Raw genomic sequence first — 24,366 nt, 5'->3', positions numbered from 1 at the left:
TTGCGAACAGACGACTGAATCGCAATACTATCCACTTCTTTTAGCCAAACAAGCTCTTTCTTCATGGCAGGTAGTTTGGCAGAGCATGTACCATAGGTCAAGCCTTTTCCTGTCTCTTTGTATGCTTGATGATTGAATACAAAGCGAGAACACCCAATCGTTTTATTGATTAGAATTGCTTGTGCCTGATTTGGATAGATACGAAACTTATAGGCTTTATTCATCATTATTTGATTCACCTCCATTTCGGTATATGACTATTATACACCAAACGTACATTCGATAGGTAGTGGAGTAACATTTTCTGTATGTCGAACAAGGGATGGCTTCCTGCCATTCCTTGTTCAAAGCCAAAGCCAATTCATCTCCCACCTACTCACTGGGCTGTGACCCTTCACGCTCCTTGAGGAAGGAGTCTTCTTGGCTAAAATGATAAATAGAGATGGAGAGAAATAAAATTTGTCTAAAAAATATTAAATTTATCTTTAAGTATTTGATAATATTGTTTCTCTGTTATTTCTTTTTTTGATTTATTTCCATGTTGGGTTTCTGTAAAACTTTGTTTAGTAAGTGCAATATGACCATGATCAATCAATTTACAAATAATATTCCCCTTATTTACTGGCGATTCCGGATGCTCTATAACCATATTTTGTATAGCATTCACTTTTTTTTCATTAATTGCATTTAAATAAAAAGCATAACCAATAGACCAGGTATCAGTAAGATCAGAATCCAGAAAATGAGAAGTTTCTCCATTTTTTCCTTTCTTCATTTCAAATACGTGAGTCCCTTTCTCTGTGTTTTTTTTACGAACACGATATTCTCCCGTCACAGAAGTTACACTGTCACCATGAAAAGGAACAGGTTGTAAAGGAAGATACGATGCAAAACCAGCATCTATTATATAGTTTTCATTGTTGTGCTGTAAAACGATGAGTACATGGCCATCATCAGGGTTCCATTTTCTTGTTTTCGGATTATATAGAGTTCCAGCTACTTGATACACATTAAATCCACAATCACATAAAAAATAATATAATAAAGAATTAATCTCATAGCATAATCCACCACGATTCTTTAAAAGCAGTTTTGCTTCAATATTATTTCTAGAAAAATCTTGCATGTTTCCTTCCATGACGTCTATGTTTTCATACGGTAATAAGTGCCCCATCTGTAAAAGAATTGTATGCAAATCTTCAAATTCCACATTTTCTTTTGGTTGAATTCTCAATTTTGAGAAAAACTTCTTTTGTAACTCAGTTAACATAATATCTCCCCTTCCATTCACAAAAAATATTCTTATAATAATATATTAAGAATATAAATTATAAGGTATGCAACTAGAATAACAAATTTTAGGGAATTATGCACATCGTCAGCGTGCACAAAAAGTATATATGAATTTGATTTTCTGAAATTTCTAAGACTACATTACAGATGTGCATAGTTAAAAAACTTTCAACTCAAAGAATTTGAGAATATGGACATTTTAAGCGAAATTGAGATAATTATATTCACAAAAGAATTGATGCAACGTTAAAAAGAATGAGCCCGGTACAATACCGGACTTATATTCATACAACGCTATATTTTTCTGTTTAACTGTTGGGATTCAGCTCATAATGAAACATATTTTTACATAAAAGACTTTCGTATATAAGTTTTTCAAATGGGTTATTAACCAATACCACTTTTTAAGTGAGTAAATTTTTTAGATTGAAGATGTAATGAATTTTATTCTTTTATGTAAAATATTCTAGTTTCGCATTAGGAAAGAACTGTTTCATATAGGAATACAGATGATTTTTTATATCCTCTTCTTCTTCTTTTTGATAAATGTATTTTCCGATTCCATATTTCCCCCATTTATATCTTCTTTTCTCTTCATCTAATTCTAATTTTGTCATCGGGTAGTTTTTTTCAATCACTCTCTTAGCTGGCTTTGTAAAACGATGTTGAATAAATTCAAATGTAATATCCTCCCGTGCATCAAGAGATAATTCAGCATTCAGACGTTCAAACATATGATAGTATCCCTCCTGCCAGCCTTCATGCAGGTAAATAGGTGCTACAATGAAACCAAGAGGGTATCCGGCTCTAGCTACTTTACCTGCTGCCTCAATTCGTTTAGCTAAGGGAGAAGTTCCTGGTTCAAAGTTTTTAATCACATAATCAGCGTTTATACTAAAGCGAAATCTTGTTTTTTTATTATGTTTAGCATCAAGTAAATGATCTACATGATGGAATTTCGTAACAAACCTCAATTTCCCATATTCAGATTCTCCAAAATGCTCAATGGCCCGTTTAAGGGTGTGCGTTAAATAGTCGATTCCTACAATATCTGAAGTACACGACGCTTCAAATCTTGTTACTTCAGGTGCACGCTCTTTCATGTATTTGTCAGCAGCATCTAAAATTTCTTCAACATTTACATACGTTCGTATATAAGGCTTACTTCCCATCGTTGTTTGTAAATAACAATAATGACAATGTCCCATACATCCCGTTGCAAAAGGAATTGCATACTCTGCTGAAGGCTTGGAAGTATCAAATTTCAGTGTTTTTCTAACACCAACAACAAGCGTAGATTTTGCTACTCGATACTTTTGAAAATCATTATCGCCTGGCAAATCTCTTACTTGATTATGGGAAGTAGTATGTCGAATTTCAACATCCATCTTTGAAAATTTCTCAAACAGCTCTTTTCCCAAAGGATAATCTAATGCTTTAGGTTCAAAATATACGAGCTTAGGCATAAATGGCTTATTCATTCCAACATCCCCTCTGAAATATCACCATAATAGTAAGTGTACGCTTGGCTTGCCTCATCTTCGGTAGCATATATAGCCATCTCATTTGTTAATGGATAATACGTTTCGTAAAGAAATAGTGCTAATTCATTAGGTCTTTCAGGATTATTTACAACTGCTGCAGCTTGTATATTAGCTACGTCTTGAGTATGAGGATTTCGGTAAAAAATGTAGACTATGTCACCAGCATGATACGTATTACTTTCAGAAGAAAATTCCATTCCATCACCATCTCATTTCATAAAATTCAATGCTCAAAGTTTTACTTTCTAATTTCCCTATAGTGTAACTATTTAATTTCATTGATAATGATTACGTCATACAAACATACTTTGAAAAATGAATAATAAATGCACTATCAAAAAGGCAAGCATATATCAATGCTTGCCTTTCGTTCTAACGACGATGTTCAACAAGATCGATTACACCTAAAACGACGTGAGCTAAACCAAAACCAAATACTGTATTTGCAATCATTTTATTAGTTCCACGAGTTTGTTTAAGAGCATAACCTGCTGCTGTCACTGCTGTACCTAAAGCTGTTGGAATTAATCCTTCACGAATGTCCACAGTGATGCCTCCTTGTTTCGTAGTTAGTAAATTTGTTTTAATGCTCGAAGTAAAGTATTAAAACAAGTATTAGTATTTTTCTTTTTAATAAAATTATGTCAAATTTTCATGAATAATTTTTTATATCCATAGCAGCTATAAAGATTGAAGAAATTATTAATTAACAAATGAGCAAATATCTTCAAACTTATTTTCATATAAAAATTGTATACCTCAGACAAAAAATTTCTTTATGGAGATTCTCTCCATAAAAAAGTGCTCCTAAATTTATATAGGAGCACTTTTTTATGAAACACTATTCTTTATTTGCTTATAAACCACTTTATTATAATAACCATGCTTTACAACTTGCCTAATATCATCTACCTCAATATCCATTCTGTGCGCGATATCTACAACAATTGGATTTTGTAAAACATTCACTACAAATCCTATTAATTGCAAATTAGGATTTTTACGATATAAAAATTCAACGTAATCCCCAATTGTTACTTTTTTATTATGCTTCATTTGGCGCCCCCCTAAATTATCGATAATTATTCAATAGTTTTCCCCTTTTTTACTTCTTTACACTGGGGTGCAAGTTTATAAATTAAAGAACACTAAATCTTATTTTTCATAACTTCTATGTTAGTATTTTGCTTTCAAATAATTTATAGATCTTTTCAAAAAGATTTCTCAATATAAAAATAGATACTAAATATAGATTTCAAGTGGAATTTCCTAAAAAATATAATATTATAAATAATAAGATAGTTTTTAACTTTTTTCTCCTTGTGAAAAAGATAAGATCCTACTCTCCGATCTTATCTTTTTTATTTTGGAAATTCTTAATACAAAAAAACAGCATTCATATAACAAGAATACTGCAACAAAAAAGAAAAATATAAAATAAGACAAAAAACATTGAGAAATTCCCGAATGAATTGAATATTTATGGATGCTTAATTATAATTAATTAAGAGTTGGAGTAGTATTCTGTCATCTGTTCTTTTTTTGAGGGGGATTTTCGTCTCATATCACCAAATTGAAAGAAAAAATTAATTAATAATTGTGGAAAGTGCTTGTTTGAATACTAGTTGTTGCTTACCCTGAACCATCATAAAGACAGTAAATTTATCTGTTGAGAGGATTTTCCCACGTATGAGAACACCACTTTTTAAAAATATAGTAACCGTTCTTTTCTTATCTATTAGTTCTTTATACATATCTTCCTGTATCATTTTCATATATTTCCCTCCCAGTTCAAATCGTAACATATTTTAGAAATTGATAACATTGGATTAAAGTGATTATTACTTGAAAAACTAATAAGTAAGACCCTTCTACAAGAAGCGGAGCTCTAATCTATTTGTAAATGAATCCAATTTTATGATTTTGAAAATAAAAGTCCAAACAAAAATAAAAGACGCTCAAATGAACGTCTTTTATTTTTGTATAATAAGAGTGCTCTCACATTTACGACAAGCAATTTTCTCTTCTTCAAAAATGAATAGATTCTCAGCATCACATTCTGGGCATACAACTGCAAATGGTGTTTTTATATTTTTATAGCATAGGAAAGACATGACTGCCAGGAATAGAGCAGGTATAACAAGCATCATAAGTAAGAATAGGCCTGCAAAAACGCCTGCAATTATGGAAAGTGGTTTCATTAGTTTTCTACCCACGGAGTTTACTTGAGTATCCTTCTTACGAAAAGCAGTAACAAGGTAAGTATTGGTTTCTCTTACCGGCTCAAATGCTTTTATCGTATTGTAATCTTGTTCATTCATAGTGGGATAGGAAGCGTTTTGTCTTTGAAATCCTCGTTGTTTATAATAGTTGTTTGACTCTGCTATTCGTGGTGTATACGAGATTCCGGTGCCAGGTACATAAGTTGTTACTCTCGATTCAGGCGGAACGGTTCTTCCTCCCGAATCAGTGTATGTAAAGTTAATTTTCACACCCGGAGAAACTTGGATAATTCTACGAAGCTTATAACCCATACTATTGTATCCTCTCAATCTAATTATTAGAAATCTTTACTAATTATAACATTTTTAATATTATCATTAATATATTAAGATTTAAAGGTTTAAATGAAAACTTCGATTTACTAATTTAAGGCACCTTAGGGAGTCTTCTTGGCTAAAATGATAAAAAGAGAGCACTCCCAGTAAGTGCTCTCTCATAAAAAGTATCGGTAAATGTATTTATAGCCAATTTGCACACCGTTTTTAAAATGGATTTACAAAACAGATTCTTTCTAAAATGTTTTTAATGTTTACTTTCTATATACCAAAGAAAAAAACATTTATTAACGAGCATTTTGCATTACTTTTATTAGGTCATTTATATTTTCAACTTTCTGCTGAAACTGACTAAGTCTACTATGTAGTAATGAAGGATTTTTATCTTCTCTTGAAATAACTTGTTTTAATTCGTGTTCTAATTTATCATACACATCAAAGAAATTATCAAATTCTACACTTGCAAGTTCTTCATTTTCACGATAGAATCTTTTAGCTTCTAAATAAGTTATATATGATTTATTTAAAAATCCTAATGAAATTAGATATTTAGAATTGTTTTCTTGATGAATAGCAATATCACATGCTGTTTTAATATCAGAATAAGTTTTTTGAATGAATTGTTGTAATTCGTAAATATTATACTTTAGTTCGTTATTCATTTAATTACATTCCATCTATTCTACAAAAATTTTCACTTTGATAAAAATAAGAATATATTATTGTTACTGTATCCACATTTATTAATTTTTTTCTTGTTCCGTAATAATAAAGCTCGAAAGCAATTCAGTTAATGCTTCTACCTTTTCTTTCATCCTGTTGGATTGAATTGAAATTTCTTTGATTGAAACTGCTTGTGATTGAATTGATTGTACTGTTTGAATTGTTTCTCTTTCTACTTGTGTTGCAGTATCAGACACTAGTGAAAGAGACGCATTTACTTCTTCTGTGCCGGCGGAAATCTCTTCTGTTGCTGCAGAGACTTCTTGAATTTGACTTGTAATTTTATCAATATCTCTCATAATAGATGAGAATGTTTGATCCGCTTTGTGGGCCGCTTCTTTTCCTTCTGCTGCCTTTTGTTCTCCTTTTTGCATGACTTGAACTGTATCTTGAGTATCTTGTTGAATAGATTTAATTAAATGGTTAATTTCATTCGCGGACTCTTTAGACTTTTCAGCTAAATCTCTCACTTCTGCTGCAACAACTGCAAACCCTTTCCCATTTTCTCCAGCACGTGCCGCTTCAATAGCAGCATTTAGAGCAAGAAGATTAGTTTGCTCGGCAATATTAGTAATTGCATCCAAAGCTGTATCAATCTGTTGTGTACGTGTAACAAGTCTATCTATTACTTTTGATGTTTCCTCGACAACATCATGGACACTATTCATTTGAAGAATAGAGTGCTTTATCACTTCACTGCCGGTATGTATTTGTTCTGTGGTTGTTACTGCTACCTCAGCAACTACTGCTGAAGATTCAGCTACTGTTTGCACACCAATTGTTATTTCTTCCATTGAGGATGAACTCTCTTGAATACTAGTTACCTGTCCTGCTATTTTTTCTTTTACTTCAGTAATGGTCTGAACAACCTCATTTGAAATATTAGATGCTCGCTTTGTATCTTGTAAAACACCCTCCGTAGAAGAAATCACCTCTTGTGTTGTCGCCTTAACATTCGCAATTAATTGTTGTAGGTTATCTAACATACTATTAAAAGACTGTACAATGATTCCTAACTCATTATTTGCTTTATAAGAAGTACGTATTGTTAAATCACCTGCAGCTACTTTTTCCATATCATTTTGTAATAAAATAAGTGGTTTTCGTATAGTAAGTTTAATAATATATCCAATAAATATAACTATGACAATTGCTAAAATTGAAATAACCACAAATATTATCATTGTATTTTGAGCACTACTATTGTTAACTTTTTGTAACTGGTCTGCATTATTACTATTATATATAATTAGTTCACGAATTGACTGAATTGTTTTTTGCATATTAGGTTCAATTTCTTTTAGATAATAGGCATAAGCTTCCTCATTATTAGATTTCCCTAATTCTTGTGCTTTTTTCATCTGAGTTCTTAATTCATTAAATGCTTCATGAAATGTGTTATATAGTTCTTTTTCTTTATTAGAGATAATTTTAGCTTCATACTGCTTTAATAACTGATCATTTTCCTTACGCATCCCATCCATTTCTTTTATTAAATCGTTAATTCTTTTCTCATCTTTGGATAGCATTATTTCCATAAAGTTCATATTAACATGGTAAAAGTTAGATTCTATGGTTCCTATCCACTCGATTGATTTTAAATCATCTTCATACATATTAGAAGAAGCACTCTTTCCTCTTTCTAGACCCCATCCGCCTATTAGGGATAATACTATGCAGGAGATACAAGATATAAGTATTAATATGTTTAGTTTTGTACCAACCTTACTGTTTGCTAAAAATTCCAATTAAAACTCTCCATTCTTATATATAGTTCAGGTAATATATTGTATACTAAGAATCTAAAATATACGATATTAATTTTTAAAATATAAAAAAATGTATAATTCTTAAAAAGAATAAATATCGAATTTTTCAAGAAGTATATTCTATTGACTCAATATCTATATATTATTTAATTAATACTCTCCTAGATTTTATAGCGTTTGGCTAATCTAATCCTTCGTTTTATGTGTAATTAAAAAGACACCTTAATTTAAGGTGTCTTCAATTTATTAAACAACAAGAAAATAGCACAATAATCATTTTCTATCTTTTTGATATCTGTTTCATGGTTATTTTACTTGTATTATGTGATATTGGTAATGAATAGAAATATAAAAACTATTGAATTGGGCCTAATAACCCCATAATTTCTTCAGCTTTTGGATTTTTAATGCTGTAGTAAATTTCTAAACCCTGACGATTTCCCTTTAAAATCTTCCCTCTCATTTTAGATAAATGTTGGGATACTGTTGATTGTGGAATGTTTAAAATTTCGGTCATTTGGGTTACATTTAGTGTTTTATGTTTAGAAAGCTCACTGATCAGTTTTAAACGCATTGGGTGTGCCATAACTTTTAAAAGCTCTACATCCTCTTCTAAAATTGTGTTCTCTACGTTGTGATTTACAAATCTCGTCATAGTATCTTCTCTCCCTTATTTGTTTTCTTCTATTGTAGTGTAACTTCCTTATTACATAATATTAGTATGTTTGAATGTTTACCGTTAAATATATTACTTGAATTATACAACTTTAGTTTGTGCTATTAGTGGAGTTAATGTGTGGTTCGTATGAAGTTTTTATTTACTATTGTTTAAGTGTGAATGCTCTTTTGGAGAAATTAATTATTAAGGCACAACTTTTAAAGTGATCTCCTCGACACTTAATAAAGCTTAAAGTAGAAGCTTCTCATTTCCGTGACAAAGGTAGCCCTTTCAACAACCTGAGCGTAACTTCGGGCTGTCCCCCCTAGATGTCCGACACTTGGACGCTCTCTTGGTACGATTGATATTTTACGCAGGAACCGAATGGCATGGTTTTCCCAATCTATTTTCTCCCCACCACCTCCTATATCAAGTTATCAAAGAACTTCATATAGCTAGTAAAAAAGTTATGCACATAATCAAAAAAAAGACAAACTCTCCAAGATGAAAAGTTTGTCCAAAACCGTGACCCCTTTGGTTCAACACTATAAAATTCAGTCCCGATAATAATTCCTCTTTTTTCCATATCCCGCGACTTTTGCATCAGCACTAACAATAGTGGATTAGAATAATGAATTAATACTTGCTAGGACAGTAAGGATACCTATAATAATGACAAATACATTGCTCGCTTTCCCTTTGTATTTAGCAAGTACTGGTACTTTATGGATCGCATACATTGGTAATATACATAAGATAGCAGCAACTAGCGGACCGCTAAGGGCATCAATGATTCCAAGAATACTTGGATTTGTATAAGCAACATACCAGCATGTTAATACGACAAAAGTAAGAATCATTGTCTTAACTGTTTTTTCTCCTATATCTTTCCCACGTTTTTTACCGGACTTGATAATCATGTCACGCATTACCTCATACGCTCCTATATAATGGCCAAGGAAAGACTTTGTAATAGCCACAAACGCAATGATAGGAGCTGCAATAGTGATTACTGGCGAATTAAGCTCATTAGCAAGATATGATAGGATTGACAAGTTCTGTTCTTTTGCCACCTTAAGGTCATTTGGAGTCAAACTTAAGGTACTGCTCCAAACAAAGAACATAACAACAGCAAATGTCATGATATAACAAACTTTTTGTATTTGAGCACATTTGGCATCAGTAGCTTCTATTCCATACGTAGCTCTCTGCTTCATAACAAATGACGAAATCATAGGCGAATGATTAAACGAGAATACAATAATCGGAAGTATCATCCATATTATCCCTAAATATCCTGTTCCTGTTGAGGCAGTAGAAACACTTGAAAAACTAAGCATTGACGTATTCCACTGTGGAATCAAAGATATTGCGATAAAAAGTAGAGAAACTATGAAAGGATACACTAGCACGCTCATAATCTTTACAGTTATATCTTGACCAAAATTTAGTATAGCGATAAGACAGAGTACTAATATAAGCGATAAAATGGCCCTTGGAGGCTCCGGCATGTGCAATTGATGCACGATAAAACTACTGGCGGTATTTGTAAGTGCGACCGAATACATCAGCACGATCGTATAAATCGAGACGAAATATACAATGTTAAAAATGATACTTGCCTTATTTCCAAAATACTCTCTTATAGTACCTGTAATTCCCTCATCGGCAGAATTCGAAGCGTAAATCATTTTAGCAAGCGCCCTATGTGAGTAATACATAACAGGATATGCAAGTATGGTAATTAACAGCAATGATAATAAACCACCTGAACCTGCATTAATCGGTAAAAAGAGTACCCCTGCTCCAATTGCTGTTCCAAAAAGGCTCAATGCCCAGGTAGTATCCTGTTTATGCCACTTTTTAGGGTCTAGATATTTCTCATTTGTTACTGCAGTAGTATCAGCTTGAAATTCTATGTTTTTTGCAGTATTCCCATTCATATAATAATTCCTCCTTGTGTCCTATTCTTAATTCTATATTTAAGGTATAGGAATATAGACCGTTCTTGAAAAATGAATTGCTTATATAGTGCATCACAACGAATATCCCTCTTCTAAATTAATCAAAATCAAAAAATTAGCGAAGCATCAACCTGAAGGGGTTGTTACCACTTACAAAATATTTTAATTATATAGTAGTATATTTTATTGATAATCCCCCAACATACAGACATCCTTAGGCGAACAATAGAGCACATATCGTTAAACATTTCACAATATACTCGATAGCTGTTTATTGATTTAATTGTTTCTCCCCAAAGATTTTATTTTTAATGGTAATCCCTGTAGGTGTAGCGGCGATCCCGCCCAAACCTGTCTCTCTTAACTCACGAGGCATCTGTCTTCCAACCCTATACATTGCTTCAATAACTTCGTCAGCATTGATGATATTGTTTACGCCGGCTAATGCGATGTCTGCTGCTGCTAAAGCATTTGTCGCTCCAATGGCGTTTCTCTTTACACAAGGAATTTCTACCAAACCAGCGACCGGATCACAAACTAAACCGAGTAAATTTTGTAATGCAGTCGAAAAAGCTTCAGTGGATTGCTGTGGCGTTCCTCCGGCAGCTTCTACCGCAGCTGCCGCCGCCATCGCTGAGGCACTTCCTACTTCAGCTTGACATCCTCCGTACGCTCCTGAAATACAAACGTTGTTTGCGACTATCGTTCCAAATAACGCTGAAGTGAATAGAAAATGAATCATATCTTCATGACTTAACTGCAATGTATCTTTAATACTAAATAGGACTCCCGGAATCGTTCCACTCGCACCTGCTGTTGGAGTTGCACAAATAGCTCCTAATGCAGCATTCACTTCATTAACACCGATAGCACTTTGAATCCCTAACACCATCAAATCTCCAGAAAAAGTTTTCCTATTTTCTCGATAGTTTTTAATTTTCACAGCATCCCCTCCGGTTAAACCGGTTGGAGAAAATACACCGTCACCTTCGATACTTTTATTTATTGCATGTTGCATAGTCGCTAAATTTCGTTCCATTTTACTCCAAACTTCTTCATAAGAAGTTTTAGTTTGTTTGATTTCCTGTTCGATTGCTAATTCATAAATTGGTTTTTGGCTTTTATTAGCTGCATCCACAATTTCTTTTATGGCCATATACATATTTTTCACTCCTTAATGTAACTAAAGAATAATAAGATTAGCTATATTGCTTAAATTTCCTAATTCCTTCTGAACATTACCAGGCAATAGCGAATCCAAAGCGAATGCATATAAATATTTTGTTTTATCTTCCAAACTATGAAAGTTGTTAATTTCCACGTCATATTGTTTAAAGATCCTGCGTAAAACAAATTCAAAGTCAGCTCTTTCTGAAATCGCAATAACAACTGGCAATGGCCCCTGCAGATCTAAGCTAAATCCATCAATTTCAACATGTTTGACTTCAATCAACCCACCACCGACCGAAATACCCATCGTTCTAATGCTTCGACTTTCATCCTCTACATATACATCTGCCGTATTTGGATGACCAGCAGGACTATTACCCGATTTTTCAATAAAGGTAATGTCAATTCCTTTAGACTCTGCTATTTTAATAGCATCTGGCACTTTGCTGTCATCGGCAGCAAAGCCTAATATACCAGCAATAATTGCAAAATCAGTTCCGTGACCTTTATGGGTTTCAGCAAATGATTCATAATACTTTACCACAACTTTTTTTGGAAGACCTTGAAATAATCTATTAGCAACTGTTCCAATAGCCAAAGCACCTGCAGTATGTGAACTTGAAGGGCCTATCATTATGGGCCCAATCACATCAAAACAACTTTTGTATTTAACAATCTTTTTTTCTTTAATAGAAGCTACATTCATGTTCATATAAACGCCCCCATAATTTATTATTTTTAATTGCAGTTGAATCTAAGTTATTGGAATGACCAATTCAAAATAAAATTTATTTGATAGCGCTTTCTTTATTAAGTTGAATAAACTTCCCTTCTGATCCACTACCCTCCGTATAGTAATCAGATCAGTATGTCCAATTTTAGAAAATCACTGGCAAGGTCTTTAGAATTTTTAAACTAAAACGAGGTTTGATATTTTCTCTAGAGGTAATAAATTATGTCTCGACGCCCTCATTATAACTTGTATATTTATAAGTTTAATCTTTTTTTATTTTTAGAAAGATTGAATAGACAGAATTTTGAATGGGTAATAAATTACACTTAGTATGTAGCAATTGTGTCCTTTGTTTGAAGCTGTATTAGTTAGTAAAAAAGCAAAAATAACACAGAGTTCCTTTTATAAACACATTGATTATATTGAAAAATCATTATAAAGATACTTATATTGTCCTTTGTTAGAACATCTTATTTGAGACGGGAAACCTGTTGCAATAAATAATTCATGCAGATGAAAAGGAATACATTAATGAAATATAAAAACATTTACGTATATTAATTACACAAAACGTATTAATATTAATTATCAGAAACAATGAACTTCTTTTACAAATCTTAACATAAAGGATACGTTCCAAATAACAATGGGGATTCCTAGTAGAATCCTTTTTATGTCGATTTCATATGAAATATCCTCTTCAAGACGCAAATAAAAAAGGGCTATTTTAGCCCTTTTTTATTTATAAATCCTCTATATCATATTCAGTATATCCCTCATAATAGTAACTAATATCAATTCCTTTCATGAATACTTCACGGCTATTTATTTTATCCACAAGTGCATTTTGGAGTAAATGCTTAATTTCAATATCTTTAATCGGGCTGCGTTCCATTGTCAGTAATTAATCTTCTTTATCAATCCCATTCCAGTCAACCACCTGTTGAATTTCATTCTTAAAGATTAAATCTAACCATATTCTAGTCGCTCTACCGTTTCCTTCTCTAAAAGGGTGGGCAATATTCATTTCAACATACTTTTCAACGATTTCATCAAAGGTTGTTTGTGGCATAGTGTTTATATGTTCTAGTGAATGGCTTAGATACATAACAGGAGCAAATCGAAAATTCCCCTTCGCTATGTTAACCTTTCGAACCTTTCCAGCAAAGAAATAAATATCCTCATATAGGTATTTGTGATGTCAGAAAGACCCTTGAATGTACCAACTTCTATGCAGTTTATCTCTCCTGAATCATATAAATCTTTGATTTTCATTTTTGAAAGCCGTTCTTCCACTTGATTCAATTCCAACTGATTTTTGATACCTAATTTATTTTCTAACACAATCATTTCCCTCTTTTTCTGTAATTAATTCTTTTAGCATATTTAAATCTTCTTGTGTGGCTAAATTCTTGATGAAACTTCTAGCCATAGTTTTATAATTGAGATATTTTGCTTGTTCTGGATTACGTTTTTTATAGTTTTTTGTGGCTTCATTTTACGCCTTGCTGTATGCCATTTCGATTCAATATGATAATGTACATAGGAATAAACTTGCTCAATCCTTAAAAAATCCTTTTCGTAATAGTAACGTTGCTATTTATCCCTTGTGTCTTCTAATATCCATCTTCTGATTTGCGAAAACTTAGGTTTTAACACATCTGCATTGGCAAGTAAAGATTTCCAATTGTATATCTTCACAACGAATAAACGAACATATATAATATTTAATTATGTAAAAAACATATAATTAAATACCCTTATAAACTATATATAATTCAAACCAACATATCTGCGAAAGTAGATCCAACATTATTTTTACGCTTCATATGCTTTTCTAAATATATTTTAGTCGTTTGAATATTTTCATGACCAAGTGTTTGCATTAAATGATATAAATCTGCATTACCTTGTTCTACTGCCATAATTGCAAAAGCATGACGGAATGTATGCGCCGTTACTGGATTTTCACGATACAGTAGAAATTCTAAATTTGTCTTTTTTATCATATCTGTTACTTGATTCGATAGTGTTTTAGAATTATAAGCATTTCCTCTTTGATTTATAAATAACGGACTCTCATCCCTTTTTTCCAATACCGTTTGGCATCCTCTTCTCCGCCTCATTTCACAAATACACTGATATAAGTGTTCCGAAATGAAAAGTTCACGCACTTTATCCCCTTTTCCAGTGACCTTTAACCAGTACTTTCCATCATAATGTAAATCATTCACTCTCGCGGTGCACAACTCTTGAATTCTTGCACCAGTACTTGCCAGGGCAAGTAAAATTGTATAGTTTACTAAATGTCCTCTTTCTTTATAAAACCCTAAAATTTTCATAACCTCATCATAGGATAGGTCCCGATTTGGCCGATCCTGCTCGTTTACATTTGCACGCTGCAGTTCTTCATAAAGAGGCTTTTCAATATAAGAAAATACATGAAGATGTTTTAGAAAAGAACGAATGAGCACTGTTTTCTTTGCAAGTGTTGCGACTGCATATGTATCACCATTCCTACCGTTCTCTACCTGTTTCAGCCAAGAATTGTATTTGCGAATATGCCAAGGTTGCAATATTTTCAATAAAGAATCCTTTTTCTGTACCTCTTCCCCGTTCAACTCAAATTCTTCTGCATGCTGCACCATGCACTGACAAAATGACAAGATTTCAGACACATAACTCTTTTTCGTACCTTCTTTTCTATTCTTCTTCTCATCCATATCTTTTTGTAAATGTACGAAATGATAAATAACTTCCAGGTCACTTAAATACGTATATTTACTCTTTCCCTCTTTTTCTGCAACCTCCATCATCTCTTCCAATTTATCTACATAACCATCGTTATGCAAAAATGGAACGACATCTCTTAAGTTCTCTACATATGTATCTATATATTCATTTTGTTTATTTATAATAGTTAAATTTTCTTTTTCACTTTTATTATCCATATTTCAAATTTACCTTTCCTATTGAAGATTATAAAAATAATTCTCTTTATTACCTATAATTATTATTTTATTTTACTTCTATTAATTATACAAATGATAATTCATTTTCTTTCTGTAAGAACGCTACATTCTTCTCTATTTACTTATAATTATATTTTTTAATAATTTATTATTAAATAGATATCTTTTAACAGTTAAATACTTAAAATTCATAGTGATTTTATAATAAAAACAACTATAATAATTCATTAACATATAAATTGAACGAAAAATATTTCCAAACCATAACAATGAATACTATATTTAATAAAATCTATTTCTTATTTTAAATATAAATCAGATTCTGATATGATATATACATACCTAAAATATTAACAAACGATAGTTATGGAGGTGTCCTTTCATGACACAAGATTTATTGTTCATTACAAAACCTACTGTAACGACCAAAGAGGCAGCCGACTTATTAGGAGTAACGGTACAAACAATTTTAAAAAAAGAAAAAGATGGATTAATAGAATGTGTATATAAAGATAACTGGAAGCAATTCGGTAGTAAGATTTTCTATTTAGAGGATATTGAACGTTTACAAAATCAAAATAAGGTTAAAGGCCTTAGCACGAAAGAAGTAGCTGAAATTCTTAATGTTGCACCATCTACTATCTTTACATACATCAAATCTGGAAAATTACCCGCCACAATGGTAGAAAAAAGAGGAAAACAAGTATATATTATCGATGAGGAAGAACTAGAGATTTTTATGCTTGATTATGAAAAAACCAAAACAAAAGAGCGAAAAACATTCATTACGAAAATTCAAAATGAAGATATATACTTATATCAATTATTAACACATCAACATAACGGAAAAACAGCTAGGGTAATAGAGATCAATGGAGCAGACGGCAAGATTCTTACAGAGGACGAAGACATTTTCCCTCTATCCACTTATAAACAACATGATTACACCTTTGAACCTTTCATTAAAAAAGCGGTAATTACAAAACGAGGATATTTAACTTTTTCCTTTAAAAAACCTCAATTATTTAATTCCATTACTTATAAACTAATAAACTTATTTTATAAGGAGCTAGGTATCACAAATATGAGATTGAGTATTTCAGCAGATACTATCAGATTAGAAATTAAACCTTTCGTATTACAAGTAGATCCATTGCAGTTTCAAGAAGAGATTAAGTACTTACATTCTCATATGAAATCTGGCACGATTCTTCCACATGTAGAAGGTATTTACTTTAAAAGTAATGTAGAGCCATTAACTTTTCATGCAGATCATGAATTTAAGCAAAAAGTAGTTCAAATGGCAGCGGAAGCTGGTATGAAACAGGAAGAATTCTTATTGCAAGCTGTAAAATCTTATATAACAAATTTTAAAAAACACTAAATCTACTACTTATTAAAAGAAGCGTAGAAATAAGATCTTTCTACGCTTTTAAAATATTTGTCACTTGCAATGAATGCAACGGAGGGAAAATATAATAAAATTAAAATGTATATTTCCTGTTTTTGTAAATTAAAGGGATCCATACCCAAAAATGTATAATTTATTTTTATATAATTATATAAAAACGATTAATTCTTTATAGATCACTCAAAATAGTCACTTAACTTAAACTAGCTATGAATTATAAACCTAAAAATCAAATAAGCTACCACTATAATAGGAATAGAATTTCAGTATCCAAGAGTTCGTTAAATAGGAATTTAACGAACTCTTCAATGGATGGGAGTTAACCTCTTCCCCTTTTTGTACAAGGACAAGAATCTCTAAACTATTTAGACAAGAAAGTCTAAACTTTCACTTTGACGTATTTGTTGAAGCAAGAAACTATAAACTAATATTTATTAGTTTACATTGGAACTTTTTATTATTTGTTGTATAAAATAGTATGAAATTAAAAGTGTATTAAGGTGAAAAAAGGTATTTTTTTAAACAAAAAGCTTAGTTTTTACTAGGCTTTTTGTTTAACTTATTTATATTCTATATGGGTTAGCACCACATCGCTATCAAGCTAATATTTTCATATCCCCCTAAATTAAAATTTTCTTTCTCTACAGATAATTATTCTGAGAAGCCGCTCATTTTTTCGTTTTGGGGGCATTTCTTTTTATTAAGTTGATGGGCATGTGGAATCTTACTAGAGGAACAAAATTGTTGGTGAAGTAAATATGCTAAGAGTTGTTGTAAAAACTGAACAGCCTGAGAATTAAAACATTGATTGAGTCCTTCTGGACTCATAGAAATGCCTGTGTTAGCTTCTAATCGACTACATAATTGTGTCAATGAAGTATAAGCTTTGACTTAGCCAAATACATAGAGCCACTAAATCTTGTGCGCGGTATTTACTTTTTCGTTTAACAAATCCTACATTTTTAGCTAACTGCTCTAAGGCATCAGTTGACATATATCGTTGTAACTCTTTAGAAAACAATTCTAGTTCATCAAAAATCGATAATTCCATATCAAAACGCCATCCTTTCTGTATATTTCTACAAAAAGAATAGCATTTTTTAATTCTATAGATACAAATTTTTTAGTTTGATCGTGATTACGTGAGACTTCTACTACAAAAGTAGTAGGTTTTTTATTTGAAACTCATCTTTCTGATTAATTCATCTTGTTGTTTCTTTTGATAAAATAGTAATTAGATATATTGAACTTAAAGGTGTATTACAATGATTACACTAATCGATTTCGCCATATGAAACCATAAAATGGGTTCAAGAAATCTGTCTATTTATCACCCAATAGAGAGAAAGTCATAAAATTAATGAAGAGATTGGGAGGATTAATATGAAAGTCTTCGATTTATCTAAAACAGTTATTAATCAATCAAAGAATGATCTTATTTATAAAACAGAAGATGAAAAGTATTGGGTGTATGAAGTTATTTTTCAATCAAAAGAAGGTATACCACCTCATAGTCATCCGTTTGGAGAAGACTGTGCCGTTGTATTGTCAGGTCATTTAGACTATTACGTTTCAAATAAGAAAACAATACGCGCATCTAAAGGAGAAATTGTATTTGGATGGAAGAATCATATACATGGATACATAAATAATGAAATTGAACCATTACACCTATTAATTCTCGTTACGCCGAACAAAATCGGATTAGAGTATTTACCCGATGATGATCCGAAAATCATTCATGTATCGGAAGAAAAACGACTGATAAAGCAGTTTGAATATCGAGTAGCAAGTTCTCCATTTTCTTCTTTTGAAAAAATAACAGTAGATGGCACTTATTTTGAAGCATGTAATGAGAAAGATATTGTAGCTTTTATTAATTGTGAAGATAAAAAAGTATACATATTTGAGGACGAGTATACCGAGATAACTACCATAAATCCTTCAGTGTTTATCAAGTATAGTGCTAAGATTTAAGCATAAATATCTACAATTCCTTCTTTTATTCCGATATGTAAATTTATTTGTTTTCGACTTGATATGAGAGATATAGTAAGCCTTTTTATCTTGTATATGTTGAAGATCTTTCAAATGAAAGTAAGCTTAAAAATCCACATAAGATTATAAAAAGAATGTATTTGAGTGAATGGGAAAGGTATTCTGGGAATAAAGAATTATCATCATAAGTGAGAAGGAGAATGAGTATGCACTTTCGTCTGGAATTATTTGTTGAAGATTTACAAAAATCTATTAGGTTTTATGAAGAAATCCTCGGTTTTGCATTCTCAAAAAAGAATGAGACTAGTGCGATGGTTAAACTAGAGGATTTTACTTTATTATTAACTCCTGATCATATTCTTGATAAGAATCATTATTTAAAAAAAGGAGGTCTTAATCCAAAAGGTAAAGGTGTTGAGGTTATCATAGTTTTTGATAATATCGAACAATTATACCAACATGTATTAGAAAAAGATTATCCAGTGGAATCTAATCTTAAAACTCAATCTTGGGGAATGAAGGATTTCCGTATTATAGACCCTGATGGTTACTATTTAAGGTTAACCTCGTATTAAATTTTAGAATTTTTTCCATTGGAAGTGATTATACACTAACACTTAAATAACTTTATTATCACTTTACATTTCTCATTATGGGGGTGTCTCAAAATCTTAGCTTGATGGGCATGTGGTGCTAACCCATCACTATCAAGCTAAGCTTATGCAAAGTCAATTTTAGGTGAGATTGTTTCTTTTTTCTAAAGGGCAAGTGTAGGTGATTGAAAGATTTGCATACGAAATAAACCCTAACGGGTTTCACTTTTTTGAATTAAGCGGCTTGATTATCAGACATGGTACAATTGTAAACGACACCTAATATATCAAAGACTGTTTTCTTCTCATATCGATGAGATTTTCTCCCGTTTTGCTGTAAGAGGTTGAACAGGCGAATTAAAATCTTTGATAGCTCTTGGGTGTCTTTCTGTATAGCTTGGAAAAGAAGAAGAAAATAATCTTTAATCATATATATGGCCTTATATTCACTCAGTTCTCGTTTCTTCTTCATAAGAAGTAATTGCCGCATTTGAAACATGGTAGAAGAACAGAGTAGAATGGCAATCAGTTGTCCATACAAATGGCATTCCAATCGTTCTCGTTTTATCTTTTTACAATGATGAATATGAAAGAAAGATTTCCATGTTTTAAATAAAATCTCGATTTGCCAACGTAAAGAATACCAATCATGTACTTGTCCCATCGGGACAATATCTGTAGGGGTGTTTGTCATATATACATTGATACCACTGAGTCGTTTACTACGAGAAGAATACTTCATTCCTTTCTTTTTCTCTCGAACAGCTTGATCTTGTAGACGTTTTTTTTGTTGTTCTTCTGTAAGTCGATGAACAATCACACGAGTTGGTACTTTATCAGTCATTCCTACATAAGCGTTGGATATTTCACATGTTTGTCCTGGTTGAAGAGAGTTCATTAAGATCTCCATATCTATCTGTATATACTCTGTACCTTTCTTGATTCTTCCATCTTGAAAATAATCGGGATTGGGATTTTTTTGATAAATACGTGTATTCGACTTGATACGAGAGATATAGTAAGCCTTTTTATCTTGTATATGTTGAAGATCTTTCAAATGAAAATAACCTAAATCTCGGATACATAAATCATTCGCTGTTACAGTTGGGGCACACAGAGAACCGTAGGTTCGATCATGTTGTTTACCTGGACCTGTATGAATATGTAGGAACTGTCCACTTAATAGATCATACTCAAGTTGGATCTTTATCCCCGCCGTATGGCTGCATCCTCCTGCACCCGGATAAATGAATGCAAAGGGATCTGGAAGTTGAAATGCAGTTGAGTCTAAAATACGAATACGCTTGAAAACAGAAGTATATGGAGAAGAAATCGGCATAGACGAGACCAATTTTTGGTTTAGTAGTTCAGCTAATATGTGTTGTAAAAATTGGACGGCCGCTTTATTAAATCGTTGATTCAGTCCCTCAGGACTGATGAGCACTTCCGTTGATGCTTCCAAACAGCTAGATAACTGAGTTAAAGAAGTCGTAGCGACATTTTGGCTCACCCATACACATAAAGCGACTAAATCCTTGGCTTGATACTTACTGGTTCGTTGTACAAAACCAACATCTCTAGCAAGATCTCGTAAGATATTTGGAGATAAAAAGCTTTGAATCTCTTGAGCAAATAGTTGTAGTTCATCAGATACAGAAATAGACATACAAAAACGCCATCCTTTCCTATGATTCTACAGAAAGAATAGCGCATTTTTTCATTTTAGAGGGTATTTGTATTGTTTATTTTGATTGACCCTTAAGAACACATTGTTAGTTAGTATTTTAAAAGCTGGTTTCTAAGAGACCAGTCTTCACTATTATTTCACTCCAATTCTGCAGCCATTTCATCCATTACAAGTTTCATTAGGTATAAAAATGTTGCTTCCTATGCAAATTTCTCCCTATACTATTCTTTCGATTTTCGTAACTAATATTTTTTTCGATAATAAATATGTAAAAGGTATCGCAGTCAGTGATGCTAGGAAAGGTGAAATTATTTCATTTAAACCTACTAAGTCAACTAAAATATAAATGCCGATAGTTGTAACTGCAATATTAACAGCATATGTTAATGGGAATTGTAAAAATTTCTTTAAAGTCGGTTTTGTTTTGTAAGTAAAGTACGTATTCAGAAAAAAAGAACCTATTATGCCTATTACAGTAGCAATAATATGTGCTGATAAATAATTTAACCCTATTAATTGGCTTAATAAAAGATAGAATATGTAATAATTCAGGGTATTTGTGCATCCCACTAAAATAAAACGAAGCACTTGTTTATTAAACACTTTCAATTTAATCTTCTCCCTATCTACAATTTAATTAGTCCTTTATAAACTCAATATACTAATACACACTGAGAAATATCCAGGGCTATAATTAAAAACAAACTTTTTGATTTTCCTTTATTTTCTAGATACTATTATATACTAAATGGTTAAATTAGGTACATTCCAAATTTAATTTTCCAATATACAGGAAAATTCTACAATAGGAGGCAGTTTCGTAGGAGGGTTTTATAAATCATTGAGAAGTTACACACAGACAGCCAACTTTTTTTATTACAAGACAGTCTAAAAATTTCGTTCTGGGGGTTGCAATAAATCTTTAGCTTGATAGCGATGTGGTGCTACCCCATTGCCATCAACCTAAGCTTTTGAGATACCCCCATACCGAAATTTTCACCTTTAGATAACTTGAAAGAGAGATTAGGAGAAGTCATCCATCCTGAAGCGCTTCTACATTCAGACCAAGGCATTCATTATACACAACCTGAATTCCAAAAACGTGTAAGAGAAATGGGGATCAGACAATCTATGTCCCGTAGAGGCAATTGTTTAGACAATGCACCAATGGAATCCTTTTTGGTCATATGAAAGATGAATTAGATTACAAAGATTGTTAAACCTTTGAATCTCTTGAGCTCAACATAAAGGATTACATGGAGGAGTATAATTATAATCGTTATCAGTGGACATTAAAAAAGATGGCTCCGATTGAATATCGGAACCATCTTTTAAGTACTTGATTTTTCAGGGCTTTTTTATTAAACTGTTCATTTTATAGGATACAGTTCATACTGTAGGTGTTCTTTTTTATTTATAATCGGATAATTTCTCTTATTTCTTCTATAGGTAACTTCGTAAATTTCGCAATATCCTCTACAGACATTCCATTTTTATACATACCACATACCAATTGTATACGTTCGGCCTTTTTTCCTTCTTCAATACCCTTTTCAATACCTTTTTTAATTCCTTGCTCCTCTGCATGAGCAAACTTTGCAGCTTCATCCATTAGGGTTTTTTCCCTCGCTTCATAGGCTTGTCGGAATGTCGAATCTTGACTCATTCGCTCCCACTTATTCATTGCTTTTTGTAAAATCGGATCTTGATTCATCGCAATGTCCTCCAATGTTTGAGTTAAGTGTTCATCTTCATTTGCCGGAAGTAATAACAGCCAACGAACAAATGAATCTTCCCACGGATTAACTTTCTCTTCCCGCCATTGTTCCATTAATTTAGGAAGCTCTATAACATGAATCTCTATATCATCACTAAACTGCTTTTGCTTTTGTACATTCCATAGCTTTCCCGTTGTATGAAATTCCTCATATTCGGGAAAAAGTACGAAGTTTAACAAATTAATAGTAATTGTTTTACTAAGAGAGCTGTAAGGCATCCCTTTTTGTAACTGTGAAGTATATAATTTACCCCAGTAATACAAACTTCGTTTAATCATGTCGTGATTATTATTTAGCTGAATTTCTACGTTTACTTTAGTACCTGTGTCTAATGTGGCTGAGACATCTAAAATTGATAATTTATCATCCTCGTGTTCTCGATGTAAATGTGGATCCTCTAATTGTAGTGACATAATAGGTGATTCTAATGAATCCTTTAGCATGGCATTTAAAAATGTGATAAGAATATCCTCACTACCACTTGTCCCAAATAATTGCTTAAAAGCAAAATCAATTCGTAAATTTACTAATGACTTGGTCATGACTTTCCTCTTCCTGTCTAAGAAACTCTCTTTCCTTTATTGTACATAAAAATTAGGTAATCATGCAAATAGGAGAATTTCACAAAAAATAATGCTATCATTCTTTTCAAAAATAGATATTCACTAAAAGATAAAGGTACAATTAATAGTTAATTTGGTGAATTATAACATATATTATCTTTAAATAATACTCAATTGAAAAAACAATGGATTAACCGTTACATAATTGTTAAATTTAGGGATAAAGAAAGACTTTCTATATATAAAAATAGAAAGGTGATAGTGTGAGGATAAAATATAAGGGGGATTTATATTATGTTTTCAAAAAAACAAAAATTAGTAACAGTGGTAACCACTCTGACACTAGGATGTGGATTAGCTTTTGGGTTAACTCCTACTTCGGCAGATTCTTTAAGTAACCCTACTCCTATTAAGGAAGAACAAGTATGGATACAGATACCTTTCACTGGATATGTTATTTCAGCAGATGATAATTATTTAGTTGTAGATAACACTAACACAAAAGAGGAGGCACTCTCTTATCAAAATAATTGGTGGGAATTAGCCTCTCAGAATAAAATTTTACGTGTCCCTATTACTAGTAAAGATAACTACAGCGTAGGTGAAAAACTAAATATATTTTCCGTAGGATGGACTCACTCTATTCCACCAATCGCTGTTATGCCTGTTATCGAAAAAATAATTGAATAAATTATGTATTTTTTATAAAAGAAGATAGCAAGTATTTGTAATACTAAAGTTAAGATAATTAAATAGATATCATTATTACTACACGACGACACATGTTTTTTTTAAATATAGTTTTAAGACGTATCAACACTTTACTTGATACGCCTATTTTTTATGGTTTTTCCTTCGTTTTACCACTACATTTTGTAGACTTATCGAAACTTTTATCGCTACATTTGAACTTTTTTCATCACTTTTAAATAGCCAGTTTAAGAGAAGCAAT

At 31.9% G+C, this 24,366-nt stretch carries 22 protein-coding genes and 3 pseudogenes; 5 read left to right on the top strand and 20 right to left on the bottom strand.

Translation table 11 applies throughout. From position 1 onward, the window contains the following. From C4S65_RS30680 to C4S65_RS30600, 16 genes and pseudogenes are all read right to left on the bottom strand, one after another. Positions 1-227, bottom strand: a 227-nt coding sequence (locus tag C4S65_RS30680; protein WP_181032163.1) for a helix-turn-helix domain-containing protein, incomplete at its 3' end; no start/stop codon positions are given. Between the two features lie 236 nt (positions 228-463). Continuing rightward, entirely contained in the window at positions 464-1,270 is an 807-nt protein-coding gene (locus tag C4S65_RS30675; protein ID WP_000954711.1) for an arylamine N-acetyltransferase, read from the bottom strand. Positions 1,271-1,745: 475 nt separating this feature from the next. Further along, positions 1,746-2,774 (bottom strand): spore photoproduct lyase, encoded by a 1,029-nt coding sequence (gene splB / locus C4S65_RS30670; RefSeq protein WP_001039640.1) that lies wholly within the window; start codon positions 2,772-2,774, stop codon positions 1,746-1,748. After that, positions 2,771-3,034, bottom strand: a complete 264-nt coding sequence (locus C4S65_RS30665) for a transcriptional regulator SplA (RefSeq protein WP_016078448.1) — start codon at positions 3,032-3,034, stop codon at positions 2,771-2,773. The genes splB and C4S65_RS30665 overlap by 4 nt, the downstream gene beginning before the upstream one ends. Positions 3,035-3,209: 175 nt before the next feature. Next, positions 3,210-3,383 carry a hypothetical protein gene (locus C4S65_RS30660; RefSeq protein ID WP_000354585.1) on the bottom strand — a complete coding sequence of 58 codons (174 nt, stop codon included), beginning with the start codon at positions 3,381-3,383 and terminating at the stop codon, positions 3,210-3,212. Between the two features lie 285 nt (positions 3,384-3,668). Further along, positions 3,669-3,893: a DUF2187 domain-containing protein gene (locus C4S65_RS30655; RefSeq protein WP_000682220.1), complete on the bottom strand. Its 225-nt coding sequence runs from the start codon at positions 3,891-3,893 to the stop codon at positions 3,669-3,671. 530 nt (positions 3,894-4,423) lie between these two features. Continuing rightward, the gene (hfq, locus tag C4S65_RS30650) at positions 4,424-4,612 is read right to left on the bottom strand and encodes an RNA chaperone Hfq (protein ID WP_000782146.1); all 189 of its coding nucleotides are present in this window, start codon (positions 4,610-4,612) and stop codon (positions 4,424-4,426) included. 198 nt (positions 4,613-4,810) lie between these two features. Further along, positions 4,811-5,371 (bottom strand): hypothetical protein, encoded by a 561-nt coding sequence (locus C4S65_RS30645; protein WP_103945781.1) that lies wholly within the window; start codon positions 5,369-5,371, stop codon positions 4,811-4,813. A gap of 311 nt (positions 5,372-5,682) precedes the next feature. Then, positions 5,683-6,057: a hypothetical protein gene (locus C4S65_RS30640; protein ID WP_103945780.1), complete on the bottom strand. Its 375-nt coding sequence runs from the start codon at positions 6,055-6,057 to the stop codon at positions 5,683-5,685. A gap of 81 nt (positions 6,058-6,138) precedes the next feature. Next, complete coding sequence (locus tag C4S65_RS30635; protein ID WP_103945779.1) at positions 6,139-7,866, bottom strand: methyl-accepting chemotaxis protein; 1,728 nt, start codon at positions 7,864-7,866, stop codon at positions 6,139-6,141. Positions 7,867-8,242: 376 nt separating this feature from the next. After that, entirely contained in the window at positions 8,243-8,542 is a 300-nt protein-coding gene (locus C4S65_RS30630; RefSeq protein ID WP_000196663.1) for a metalloregulator ArsR/SmtB family transcription factor, read from the bottom strand. Between the two features lie 626 nt (positions 8,543-9,168). Beyond that, entirely contained in the window at positions 9,169-10,488 is a 1,320-nt protein-coding gene (locus C4S65_RS30625; RefSeq protein ID WP_103945778.1) for an aromatic amino acid transport family protein, read from the bottom strand. 292 nt (positions 10,489-10,780) lie between these two features. Beyond that, positions 10,781-11,671 (bottom strand): L-serine ammonia-lyase, iron-sulfur-dependent, subunit alpha, encoded by an 891-nt coding sequence (gene sdaAA, locus C4S65_RS30620; RefSeq protein ID WP_103945777.1) that lies wholly within the window; start codon positions 11,669-11,671, stop codon positions 10,781-10,783. Positions 11,672-11,692: 21 nt separating this feature from the next. Continuing rightward, a complete protein-coding gene (gene sdaAB, locus C4S65_RS30615; protein WP_001057001.1) occupies positions 11,693-12,391 on the bottom strand; it encodes an L-serine ammonia-lyase, iron-sulfur-dependent subunit beta in 699 nt (232 codons plus the stop codon). Positions 12,392-13,154: 763 nt separating this feature from the next. Then, a pseudogene (locus C4S65_RS30610) lies at positions 13,155-13,759 on the bottom strand (Fic family protein). 431 nt (positions 13,760-14,190) lie between these two features. Beyond that, positions 14,191-15,363, bottom strand: a complete 1,173-nt coding sequence (locus C4S65_RS30600) for a site-specific integrase (protein ID WP_103945776.1) — start codon at positions 15,361-15,363, stop codon at positions 14,191-14,193. Positions 15,364-15,766: 403 nt separating this feature from the next. Between C4S65_RS30600 and C4S65_RS30595 the strand changes: the two genes are divergently transcribed. After that, positions 15,767-16,768, top strand: coding sequence for a helix-turn-helix domain-containing protein (locus tag C4S65_RS30595; RefSeq protein ID WP_103945775.1), 1,002 nt, complete (start codon positions 15,767-15,769; stop codon positions 16,766-16,768). Between the two features lie 747 nt (positions 16,769-17,515). On the opposite strand, the pseudogene C4S65_RS30590 reads toward C4S65_RS30595, so the two are convergent. After that, positions 17,516-17,846 (bottom strand): annotated as a pseudogene (locus tag C4S65_RS30590) (IS4 family transposase); the annotation flags it as partial. A gap of 332 nt (positions 17,847-18,178) precedes the next feature. Between C4S65_RS30590 and C4S65_RS30585 the strand changes: the two are divergent. Together C4S65_RS30585 and C4S65_RS30580 are read left to right on the top strand one after the other, a co-directional pair. Next, on the top strand, positions 18,179-18,772 hold the full coding sequence (locus C4S65_RS30585) for a cupin domain-containing protein (RefSeq protein ID WP_103945774.1): 594 nt from the start codon (positions 18,179-18,181) through the stop codon (positions 18,770-18,772). A 227-nt stretch (positions 18,773-18,999) separates the two neighbouring features. Continuing rightward, on the top strand, positions 19,000-19,368 hold the full coding sequence (locus C4S65_RS30580; protein WP_103945773.1) for a VOC family protein: 369 nt from the start codon (positions 19,000-19,002) through the stop codon (positions 19,366-19,368). 253 nt (positions 19,369-19,621) lie between these two features. Here C4S65_RS30580 and C4S65_RS30570 read toward each other — a convergent pair whose 3' ends face one another. After that, positions 19,622-21,052, bottom strand: a complete 1,431-nt coding sequence (locus tag C4S65_RS30570; RefSeq protein ID WP_098478520.1) for an IS4 family transposase — start codon at positions 21,050-21,052, stop codon at positions 19,622-19,624. A 237-nt stretch (positions 21,053-21,289) separates the two neighbouring features. Next, on the bottom strand, positions 21,290-21,682 hold the full coding sequence (locus C4S65_RS30565) for a GtrA family protein (RefSeq protein WP_088039022.1): 393 nt from the start codon (positions 21,680-21,682) through the stop codon (positions 21,290-21,292). A gap of 435 nt (positions 21,683-22,117) precedes the next feature. On the opposite strand from C4S65_RS30565, the pseudogene C4S65_RS35485 reads away from it, so the two are divergent. Further along, positions 22,118-22,416: pseudogene (locus C4S65_RS35485) on the top strand (IS3 family transposase); the annotation flags it as partial. A 71-nt stretch (positions 22,417-22,487) separates the two neighbouring features. Here C4S65_RS35485 and C4S65_RS30550 read toward each other — a convergent pair. Further along, positions 22,488-23,393: an Rpn family recombination-promoting nuclease/putative transposase gene (locus C4S65_RS30550; protein WP_098838769.1), complete on the bottom strand. Its 906-nt coding sequence runs from the start codon at positions 23,391-23,393 to the stop codon at positions 22,488-22,490. A gap of 315 nt (positions 23,394-23,708) precedes the next feature. On the opposite strand from C4S65_RS30550, the gene C4S65_RS30545 reads away from it, so the two are divergent. Continuing rightward, positions 23,709-24,104: a DUF3221 domain-containing protein gene (locus C4S65_RS30545; RefSeq protein WP_098838768.1), complete on the top strand. Its 396-nt coding sequence runs from the start codon at positions 23,709-23,711 to the stop codon at positions 24,102-24,104. Positions 24,105-24,366 lie beyond the last annotated feature (262 nt).

It is taken from the genome of Bacillus sp. ok061 (assembly GCF_900108285.1).
Classification (GTDB): Bacteria; Bacillota; Bacilli; order Bacillales; family Bacillaceae_G; genus Bacillus_A; species Bacillus_A thuringiensis_S.
The sequence above is the reverse complement of the archived record's forward strand: the minus strand, read 5'-3'. Positions and strand labels throughout refer to the sequence as shown.

Bases quoted from the DNA above. Each gene is read 5' to 3' on its own strand.
- C4S65_RS30675 (WP_000954711.1), bottom strand. From the start codon at position 1,270: ATGTTAACTGAGTTACAAAAGAAGTTTTTCTCAAAATTGAGAATTCAA.
- splB (WP_001039640.1), bottom strand. From the start codon at position 2,774: ATGAATAAGCCATTTATGCCTAAGCTCGTATATTTTGAACCTAAAGCA.
- C4S65_RS30665 (WP_016078448.1), bottom strand. From the start codon at position 3,034: ATGGAATTTTCTTCTGAAAGTAATACGTATCATGCTGGTGACATAGTC.
- C4S65_RS30655 (WP_000682220.1), bottom strand. From the start codon at position 3,893: ATGAAGCATAATAAAAAAGTAACAATTGGGGATTACGTTGAATTTTTA.
- hfq (WP_000782146.1), bottom strand. From the start codon at position 4,612: ATGAAAATGATACAGGAAGATATGTATAAAGAACTAATAGATAAGAAA.
- C4S65_RS30645 (WP_103945781.1), bottom strand. From the start codon at position 5,371: ATGGGTTATAAGCTTCGTAGAATTATCCAAGTTTCTCCGGGTGTGAAA.
- C4S65_RS30640 (WP_103945780.1), bottom strand. From the start codon at position 6,057: ATGAATAACGAACTAAAGTATAATATTTACGAATTACAACAATTCATT.
- C4S65_RS30630 (WP_000196663.1), bottom strand. From the start codon at position 8,542: ATGACGAGATTTGTAAATCACAACGTAGAGAACACAATTTTAGAAGAG.
- C4S65_RS30625 (WP_103945778.1), bottom strand. From the start codon at position 10,488: ATGAATGGGAATACTGCAAAAAACATAGAATTTCAAGCTGATACTACT.
- sdaAA (WP_103945777.1), bottom strand. From the start codon at position 11,671: ATGTATATGGCCATAAAAGAAATTGTGGATGCAGCTAATAAAAGCCAA.
- sdaAB (WP_001057001.1), bottom strand. From the start codon at position 12,391: ATGAACATGAATGTAGCTTCTATTAAAGAAAAAAAGATTGTTAAATAC.
- C4S65_RS30600 (WP_103945776.1), bottom strand. From the start codon at position 15,363: ATGGATAATAAAAGTGAAAAAGAAAATTTAACTATTATAAATAAACAA.
- C4S65_RS30595 (WP_103945775.1), top strand. From the start codon at position 15,767: ATGACACAAGATTTATTGTTCATTACAAAACCTACTGTAACGACCAAA.
- C4S65_RS30585 (WP_103945774.1), top strand. From the start codon at position 18,179: ATGAAAGTCTTCGATTTATCTAAAACAGTTATTAATCAATCAAAGAAT.
- C4S65_RS30580 (WP_103945773.1), top strand. From the start codon at position 19,000: ATGCACTTTCGTCTGGAATTATTTGTTGAAGATTTACAAAAATCTATT.
- C4S65_RS30570 (WP_098478520.1), bottom strand. From the start codon at position 21,052: ATGTCTATTTCTGTATCTGATGAACTACAACTATTTGCTCAAGAGATT.
- C4S65_RS30550 (WP_098838769.1), bottom strand. From the start codon at position 23,393: ATGACCAAGTCATTAGTAAATTTACGAATTGATTTTGCTTTTAAGCAA.
- C4S65_RS30545 (WP_098838768.1), top strand. From the start codon at position 23,709: ATGTTTTCAAAAAAACAAAAATTAGTAACAGTGGTAACCACTCTGACA.